Source organism: Mesorhizobium sp. WSM4807 (genome assembly GCF_055811615.1).
Map to the genome: position 1 here is coordinate 27001 of NZ_JBVVQY010000040.1, position 8755 is coordinate 35755.

An 8755-nucleotide genomic window follows, 5' to 3' on the forward strand; every position below is an offset into this window, starting at 1 on the left:
CGACTGTCTGGCGGGACAGCGAAGGAATGAGGCGCTCGACTTCTGCCCCCACTCAGTCATCGCAAACCAGCTGATCACGCCGGAACGATCATCAATTATAAATCCGCATCGACAGGTCGAGCGAGGCCGGCAGCGGATTCCACCAGCCTGTCCGCAGGCCGGCGATACGCAGAGCCGCCGCTGTCCAGGTGTTGCAGCCAACCAGCGCGTTGAAACGGCCGTTGGCTTCGTAGAAGCGGTCGAACCTGGAATAGGCGGCATTCTCGATCAGGATCGGACCGTTCGGCCCTTGCTGGAAACTTGCGGCGGTGAAGTCGAGCAGCGCTGCAAAACGCTCCTCGCTGATGTCGAAGCCGGCGACGTCGGGGTGCGGCTCGACAATGTTGCCGGCGACATCGACATGCATCACCGAAGCGTCAAGGGTCAGCGCCTTCATCACCGGCACCACCTTCAGTTCCGACCAGGTCGACGTCTCCAGATAGAAGGCGCGGCCGCCCCAGCCGAAGACGATGTAGCGGACCCCAGCCATGTCGGCCGGAATGCCGCCATCGACCAGGAAATGGAAGCGCTTGCGCACATCGTCATCCACGGGAATGGCGATATCGGTGTGGATCGGATTTTTCAGCACCAGGATGTGCCTGGTGGCGACGGGATCGGCGGCGGCCGCCGGCAAGAGCGGCCGTGGGATGAATGTGCCCAGCATCACGGCAAGCATGATTGCCACCACCAGAATGGCGAGAAAACGCCCAAGCTTTTTCACGAGGGACGGTTTTCTCATGAGGGAACGGCCTCGCAATTGGGGCGCAATCGCCTGCTGACGGCTCAGACGCAAAAGAGCCCGGCAGAGTTTCGGCCGGGCTCTTTTGATTCGCGTGAGAGCAATCAGTGCAAGATCTGCGACAGAAACAGTTTTGTGCGCTCGTGGCGCGGATTGTCAAAGAACTCGGCCGGCGTGTTCTGCTCGACGATCTGGCCCTGATCCATGAAGATCACCCGGTTGGCGACCTTGCGGGCAAAGCCCATCTCGTGGGTGACGCAGAGCATTGTCATGCCCTCTTCGGCGAGGCCAACCATCGTCTCCAGCACCTCCTTGATCATTTCCGGATCGAGCGCCGAGGTCGGCTCGTCGAACAGCATGATGCGCGGGTTCATGCATAGCGAGCGGGCGATGGCGACGCGCTGCTGCTGGCCGCCGGAAAGCTGGCCGGGATATTTGTTGGCCTGTTCCGGGATCTTGACGCGCGTGAGGAAGTGCATGGCGATTTCCTCGGCCTGCTTCTTCGGCGTCTTGCGCACCCAGATCGGCGCCAGCGTGCAGTTTTCCAGGATGGTCAAATGCGGGAAGAGGTTGAAGTGCTGGAACACCATGCCGACCTCGCGGCGCACCTCGTCGATCTTCTTCAGATCGTTGGTCAATTCCTTGCCGTCGACGATGATCTTGCCTTTCTGGTGCTCTTCCAGCCGGTTGATGCAGCGGATCATCGTCGATTTGCCGGAGCCCGAAGGGCCGCAAATGACGATCCGCTCGCCGCGCATCACCTTCAGGTTGATGTCCTTCAGCACATGGAATTCGCCGTACCATTTGTGCATGGCGATGATGTCGATGGCGACATCGGTGTCGGAGATATGCATCTTGGCGGCATTGACCTTGATCTCTTCCGCGCTGACGGCATTTTCTGTGGCCATGGAAGGTTCCCTTTTTTGTTCTTAGCGTTTGTAGCTGGTGTCGAGCCGGCGTTCCGTGAACATCGAATAGCGCGACATGCCGAAGCAGAACAGCCAGAAGACGAAGGCTGCAAACACCAGGCCGGACCTGGCGGTCTGCGGCGTCGCCCAGTTGGCGTCGGAAAAGTGCAGCTTGACGACGCCGAGCAGGTCGAACATGCCGATGATGTAGACAAGGCTGGTGTCCTTGAACATGCCGATGAAGGTGTTGACGATGCCGGGAATGACCAGCTTCAGCGCCTGCGGCAGCACGATCAGGCCCATCTTCTGCCAGTAGCCGAGGCCGAGCGAATCGGCACCCTCATACTGGCCCTTGGGGATCGCCTGCAGGCCGCCGCGCACCACTTCGGCCATATAGGCAGCGGCAAACAGCGAGACGCCGATCAGCGCGCGCAGGAACTTGTCGAAGCTGACGCCGGCCGGCAGGAACAGCGGCAGCATGACGCTGGCCATGAACAGGACGGTGATCAGCGGGATGCCGCGCACCGTCTCGATGAAGATGACGCACAGCATCTTGACGATCGGCATCTTCGAGCGCCGGCCGAGCGCCAGCACGATGCCGACCGGCAGTGAAACAGCAATGCCGACGAAGGACAGGCTGAGCGTCACCAGCAGGCCGCCCCACAGCGGAGTTTCGACATGCGGCAGGCCGAACACGCCGCCGGTCAGCAGGATGAAGGCAACGATCGGCAGCGCCCCGAAGAACAAAATGGCGTTCAACCCCTTGCGCGGCACCTTCGGGATGAGCAGCGGCACCAGAAGTGCGACGAACAGGATGGCGACCAGGATCGGCCGCCAGCGCTCCTCGATCGGATAGCGGCCGAACATGAACTGGCCGAACTTGGCGTTGACGAAGGCCCAGCAGGCGCCGGACCAGCCGTCCGGCTGGATGCCGCCCTGCGCCACCGTGGCGCAGAAGGTGCGGTCGGTTCCGGTCCATTGGGCGTTGATGAAGGCCCAATTGATAATCTGCGGCAGGATCATCGCGACCAGTACGATGCCGACGATGGTCAGGATGGTGTCGCCGGTCGACGCGATCAGGTTCTTGCGGATCCAGGCCCCCAGACCGCGCACGCCGGCGGGCGCCTGTTGCGACAGCGCCATTTCGGTCCGAACCCAGGAGGTATCGTGTTCCTGCATGTCGCTACCTCTCCACCAGCGCCATCCTGGCGTTGACCACGTTCATCACCGCCGAGGTCAGCAGGCTGAGCACGAGATAGACCACCATCATGATCAGCACGCACTCGATCGCCTGGCCGGTCTGGTTCAGCACCGTTCCGGCGGTCGCCGTCAGATCCGGATAACCGATGGCGATGGCGAGCGAAGAGTTCTTCGTCAGGTTCAGATACTGGCTGGTCAATGGCGGAATGATGATGCGCATGGCTTGCGGAACAACCACAAGCCGCAGGATCGATCCTGGACGCAGACCCAGCGCACCGGCTGCTTCGCTCTGGCCCTTGCTGACGCCCATGATGCCGGCGCGCACGATTTCGGCGATGAAGGCCGCAGTATAGCAGGACAGCGCCAGATAGAGCGACAGGAACTCCGGCTTGACCTGGAAGCCGCCAGTCAGGTTGAAGGTCGATTGCTTTGGATAGTCGAAGCTCAGCGGGAAGCCGCTCAGCGCATAGGCAAGCAACGGCAGGCCGACGATCAGCGCCGCCGACGTCCAGAACACCGGGAATTGCTGGCCGGTCGCCATCTGCCGCTGACGCGCCTTGCGGGCAACGAACCACGCCATGGCGATGCCGACAAGCAAAGCGACGAAGATCAACCAGGAGCCGTCGCCCCAGACGGCGCGCGGAAAATAGAAGCCGCGCTGGTTGAGGAAGGAGCCGAACGGCAGGTTGATGCTCTCGCGCGGTATGGGAAGCACGGCAAGCACGCCGGAATACCAGAAGAAGATAACCAGCAGCGGCGGAATGTTGCGGAAGACCTCGACATAGACCATGCAGATCTTGCGGATCAGCCAGTTGTGCGAAAGCCGGCCGATGCCGAGGATGAAGCCGATGATGGTGGCGGTAATGATGCCGGCGGCGGCAACGATGAGCGTGTTGATGAAGCCGACCACAATGGCGCGGCCATAGGTCGAATCCGACGAATAGGCGATGGCGCTGTCACTGATGTCGAAGCCGGCGCGGCCCCTGAGGAAGCCGAAGCCTGATGCAATGTGCAGGCGCGTCAGATTGTCGATGGTGTTTTGGACGATCCACCAGACCAACGCCACCAGCACGATGACGACCACCGCCTGGAAAAATATGCCGCGGACCTTCGGATCGTTGATGAAGGAGCCGCGGCTTGGCTCCTCGCGAAGAATTTCCTGCGATGCCATTCGACCATCCCCTGGAAAGAGAAACCGGAAGGCAGGAACGCTGCCTTCCGGATCACATTTCGATCAGCGGATCGGCGGAGCGTATTGCAGGCCGCCCTTGGTCCACAACGCGTTGATGCCGCGCGCGATCTTCAGTGGGCTGCCCGAACCGACATTGCGTTCGAACATTTCGCCGTAATTGCCAACTGCCTTGACGATGTTGACGACCCAGTCGTTGGAGACGCCGAGATCGGTGCCGATCTTGGTATCGGCCTCCTGGCCGAGCACACGCTTGATCTCGGGATTGTCCGAGGTCTTCATCTCCTCGACATTGGCCTTGGTGATGCCGAGTTCCTCGGCGCCGAGCAGCGCAAAGTAGGTCCACTTGACGATGTGGTACCATTGGTCGTCGCCCTGGCGCACGGCCGGTCCGAGCGGTTCCTTGGAGATGATCTCGGGCAGCACGACGTGGTCGGCGGGTGCGCCGAGCGTCAGGCGGATGCCGTAGAGGCCGGACTGGTCGGTGGTGTAGACGTCGCAGCGGCCGGCGTCATAGGCGGCGTTGACCTCTTCCAGCTTTTCGAAGACGACCGGGTTGTATTCCATCTTGTTCGACTTGAAATAGTCGGCAAGGTTGAGTTCGGTCGTGGTGCCGCTCTGCACGCAGACCGCCGCGCCCGAAAGCTGCAGTGCGGAATTCACGCCCGGCAGCTTCTTGGCATTGATCATGAAGCCCTGGCCGTCATAGTAGGTGACACCGACGAAATTCAGCCCAAGCGCCGTATCGCGGTTGATGGTCCAGGTGGTGTTGCGCGACAGGAGGTCGATCTCGCCTGACTGCAGTGCGGTGAAGCGTTCCTTGGCGCTGAGCGGCGTGAACTTGACCTTGGTGCCATCGCCAAAAACGGCGGCCGCGACAGCGCGGCAGAAATCCGCATCGATGCCTTGCCAGTCGCCCTTGTCGTCCGGCGCCGAGAAGCCGGCCAGACCGGTCGAGACGCCGCATTGGATGAAGCCTTTGGCCTTGACATCGTCGAGCGTGGCCGCCGACGCGGCCGAAGCCACCAATCCAAGCGCGGCGGCGCCCAGGATGCCGATTGCAATGTGTTTCATAACCCACAGACCCTTTTCTGTTTTTTTCAGGCGAACCTGACTTTTTTCCGTGTGAACGCAGCTTCCCGTTCCGGCCCATTCCCGGAACCCCGCATCGCAACCGACGCGCTGCCTCCCATTCACGAACTGCATCGAAGGCGATTATTCCAGTGAGGTCAAGGAAAATGACCGAAACCGAAAGAGTTTGAAAACCAATTGCCGCAAATGCCTGAATTGCAGACGAACGCGCCTGGAAATTAGCCAGCAGTGCGAACAAAGCCGGCAAAGTCTGGTCAACGCGAATCGGGGTTGCGCCGGCAAACCCGTCCCTCGGATTTACCGCGCATGACTGACTTGTCATGGGATGAATTGGCATATCCAAAGTCCGCCGACTGGCGGATGGCGAACGGTTGCGCGGCCAATGCCGCCGCACTATGGCTAGCGCTTCATCAGAGGCGAAGCGCAATGACAAAACACGGCAACGAAATGGGCATCAACACGCGGCTTGCCCATTCGGGCAACAATCCGCACGACTATTTCGGCTTCGTCAATCCGCCGGTCGTGCATGCCTCGACCGTGCTCTATCCCAACGCGGCGACGATGGCGGCACGCAGCCAGAAATACACCTACGGCAGGCGCGGCACACCGACCACCGACGCGCTTGCCAGCGCCATCGACGGGCTGGAAGGCTCGGCCGGCACGATTGTGGTGCCCTCGGGCCTGGCGGCGGTTACGGTGCCGCTGCTCGCCTTCCTTTCGGCGGGCGACCATGTCCTGATCGTCGATTCCGTCTATCACCCGACCCGCAATTTCGCCGACACGATGCTGAAACGGCTGGGGGTCGAGGTCGAGTACTACGACCCCCATGCCGGTGCCGGTATCGCGGCGCTGATCAAGTCCAACACCAGGGTCGTGTACACCGAATCGCCGGCCTCCAACACTTTCGAGGTGCAGGACATACCGGCCATTGCCAGCGCCGCACACGCGGCAGCTGCGATCGTGATGATGGACAACACCTGGGCGACGCCGCTCTACTTCCGCCCGCTCGACTATGGCGTCGACATCTCGATCCATGCGGCGACGAAATATCCGGCTGGCCATTCCGACGTGCTGCTCGGCACCGTGTCGGCCAACAAGGCCTGCTGGAAACAGCTTTGCGAGACCTTCTACACGATGGGCTGCTGCGCCGGGCCGGACGATGTCTATCAGGTGCTGCGCGGCCTGCGCACGATGGGCGTACGGCTGGACCGCCATCAGCGCAGCGCACTGGCCATCGCCGGCTGGCTGGAGGGCCAGCCGGGCGTGGCGCGCGTGCTGCACCCAGCGCTTGCCAGCCACCCCGATCACGATCTCTGGAAGCGCGACTTCTGCGGCTCGAGCGGCATATTTTCAATCGTGCTCAAGGGCGGCGGCCAGAAACAGCAGCATGCCTTCCTCGACGCGCTCAGGATATTCGGCCTCGGCTATTCCTGGGGCGGCTATGAGAGCCTTGCGGTGCCGGTATTCCTCGGCGACCGCGTCGTCGCCAAGGGCCCTTATGACGGCCCGCTCATCCGCCTGCAGATCGGGCTCGAGGATGTCGAGGATTTGAAGGCCGATCTGGCACGCGGCCTCGCCGCGGCGGCGGGAGCTTGAGCGACGGCAGGGGTCTTCCAACAGGCGCATCCTCGGCCCGATCGTGCAGGCCGATCTGCTGGCCGCAACGGCGCGCGCAAACTGCAGACAAGCTGCTGGAGGAAGCGGTAGCGTAGGCGGTGCTGGCCGCCGGGAAAAATGTTCGGGAACCTTTTGCCGGTTAGGCCGTCCAATGTTTCGATCGGAGGATTTGCCTCCGGTCAGGAGATTGGCTCGCGATGAGGAAACCGGTCATGACTGCGACCGTCATGCCCGCCGCATCTGGCGAGATGCAGCTTGTCGGCCGTGCGCTGGCGCGCGAGGGCGGAGCCTTCCACACGATTATCAAAATGCACAACCAGCGACTCTATCGTATCGCCCGTAGCGTCGTCCGCAACGACAGCGAGGCTGAAGACGTCGTGCAGGAGGCCTATGTCAGGGCCTTTGCCCAGCTCGGGGATTTTCGCGGCGAATCCTCTCTCGCCACATGGCTGTCACGCATCGTCATCAACGAGGCGCTTGGGCGTTTGCGCAAAAGGCGGCGAACGGTAGCGATGCCGCAAAATCTACAAGCCGAAATCATCAAGTTCCCTCTCAATCCCAGCGACGATCCGGAGCGGATGATGGCGCAACGGCAGATCCTCGAGCTTGTCGAACGGGCGACCGATCGCCTTCCCGATGTCTACCGGACAGTATTCGTGGCGCGGGTGATCGAGGGTCTCAGCACAGACGAGACCGCCGAATTGCTCGATGTGCGGCCCGAAACCGTCAAGACCCGGCTGCACCGCGCCCGCGCCCTCGTCCGCAAGGCGCTGGCCGATCAGATCGGCCCGGTGCTGCTCGATGCCTTCCCCTTCGCCGGCCGCCGGTGTGAACGGCTGACCGCCGCGGTGATGCAGCGGCTTGGCTTTACAGACTGATTTTCCCGAATTCCCGGGAACGTTTGGCCCCTTCCGGCATCCAATCATCGTCAACTGAAAATGCCCGGAGCCAACCGCATCCGGCGAAGGAGAACGTCATGTTTATTCGATCGACCACAGCACTGGCAGCGCTTTTCCTGCTCAGCGCAGCGACGTTGGCGCAAGCCGCCGACAAGCCGAGCGACCCGCAGATCGCCCACATCGCCTACACAGCCGGCGTGCTTGACGTCGAGGCGGCCATGCAAGCGCTGAAAAAATCGAAGAACCAGGAGATTCTCGATTTCGCCAAAGACATGGTGCGAGACCATGAAGCCGTAAACAAACAAGCGCTTGACCTGGTCAAGAAGCTCAACGTGACGCCAGAGGACAACGCCACCAGCAAGGAACTGACCAAGGCGGCGGACGAGGAACGGGCGAAGCTCGCCAAGCTCGACGGCGCCGCGTTCGACAAGGCCTATGTCGACAACGAGGTCGCCTATCACAAGCAGGTCAACGGGGCACTCGAAACCCTGCTGATCCCCTCGGCCGAAAATGCCGAACTGAAGAGCCTGCTGGAGACCGGCCTGAAGCTATTCCAGGGCCATGAACAGCATGCCGAACATGTCGCCGGCATGCTGAAATGAGAACAGCACCGACGGTATCGAAACGGCATCTGTGGCTTGCCATGGCGCTAACTATTGCCCCCGCACCAGCCAAGGCCGAAACGATTGAGGTGACGATCGAGAAGCTGGTGTTTTCGCCCGCAAGCATCGAGGCGAAGGTCGGCGACACGATCGAGTGGGTCAACAAGGACGTGTTCGCTCACACGGCGACCGTCAAAGGCGGCTGGGAGGTAACGATCCCGCCGAAGACATCGGCGAGCATGATCCTTCAGAAGGCGGAAGCGTTCGACTATTTCTGCCGCTTCCACCCCAACATGAAAGGCCAAATGACGGTGACGTCGCCCTAGCCATGCCAGCGGAGACCGCCCCCCGCGCGCCCGGGGGGGGGGGGGGGGGGCCCCCCGCCCCCGGGGGGGGGGCGCCCCCCCCGCGGGGGGGGCGGCCGCGACGGGGGGGGGGGGGGGGGGGGTGTGTTGCCCCCCCCCCCCGCG

The 8755-nt window shown here is 62.1% G+C and carries 9 protein-coding genes; 4 read left to right on the forward strand and 5 right to left on the reverse strand.

Annotated features, from left to right (window positions below):
• Positions 1-91: 91 nt before the first annotated feature.
• From AC0L3N_RS30600 to AC0L3N_RS30620, 5 genes are all read right to left on the reverse strand, one after another.
• A complete protein-coding gene (locus tag AC0L3N_RS30600) occupies positions 92-778 on the reverse strand; it encodes a TIGR02117 family protein (RefSeq protein ID WP_473551303.1) in 687 nt (228 codons plus the stop codon).
• A 104-nt stretch (positions 779-882) separates the two neighbouring features.
• Positions 883-1632 (reverse strand): amino acid ABC transporter ATP-binding protein, encoded by a 750-nt coding sequence (locus tag AC0L3N_RS30605; protein ID WP_258123929.1) that lies wholly within the window; start codon positions 1630-1632, stop codon positions 883-885.
• Positions 1633-1707: 75 nt separating this feature from the next.
• Positions 1708-2865 (reverse strand): amino acid ABC transporter permease, encoded by a 1158-nt coding sequence (locus AC0L3N_RS30610; protein WP_473551304.1) that lies wholly within the window; start codon positions 2863-2865, stop codon positions 1708-1710.
• Positions 2866-2869: 4 nt separating this feature from the next.
• Positions 2870-4057, reverse strand: coding sequence for an amino acid ABC transporter permease (locus AC0L3N_RS30615; RefSeq protein ID WP_123150908.1), 1188 nt, complete (start codon positions 4055-4057; stop codon positions 2870-2872).
• Between the two features lie 63 nt (positions 4058-4120).
• Positions 4121-5149 (reverse strand): amino acid ABC transporter substrate-binding protein, encoded by a 1029-nt coding sequence (locus AC0L3N_RS30620; protein WP_352951723.1) that lies wholly within the window; start codon positions 5147-5149, stop codon positions 4121-4123.
• A gap of 444 nt (positions 5150-5593) precedes the next feature.
• Here AC0L3N_RS30620 and AC0L3N_RS30625 point away from each other — a divergent pair, with 444 nt between their 5' ends.
• From AC0L3N_RS30625 to AC0L3N_RS30640, 4 genes are all read left to right on the forward strand, one after another.
• On the forward strand, positions 5594-6763 hold the full coding sequence (locus AC0L3N_RS30625; protein WP_473551307.1) for a cystathionine beta-lyase: 1170 nt from the start codon (positions 5594-5596) through the stop codon (positions 6761-6763).
• A gap of 233 nt (positions 6764-6996) precedes the next feature.
• Positions 6997-7662, forward strand: coding sequence for an RNA polymerase sigma factor (locus AC0L3N_RS30630; protein ID WP_473551308.1), 666 nt, complete (start codon positions 6997-6999; stop codon positions 7660-7662).
• Between the two features lie 98 nt (positions 7663-7760).
• Positions 7761-8285, forward strand: coding sequence for a DUF4142 domain-containing protein (locus AC0L3N_RS30635; protein WP_473551310.1), 525 nt, complete (start codon positions 7761-7763; stop codon positions 8283-8285).
• The gene (locus AC0L3N_RS30640; protein WP_473551311.1) at positions 8282-8611 is read left to right on the forward strand and encodes a cupredoxin domain-containing protein; all 330 of its coding nucleotides are present in this window, start codon (positions 8282-8284) and stop codon (positions 8609-8611) included. Before AC0L3N_RS30635 ends, AC0L3N_RS30640 begins: the two co-directional genes overlap by 4 nt.
• Positions 8612-8755: the final 144 nt, after the last annotated feature.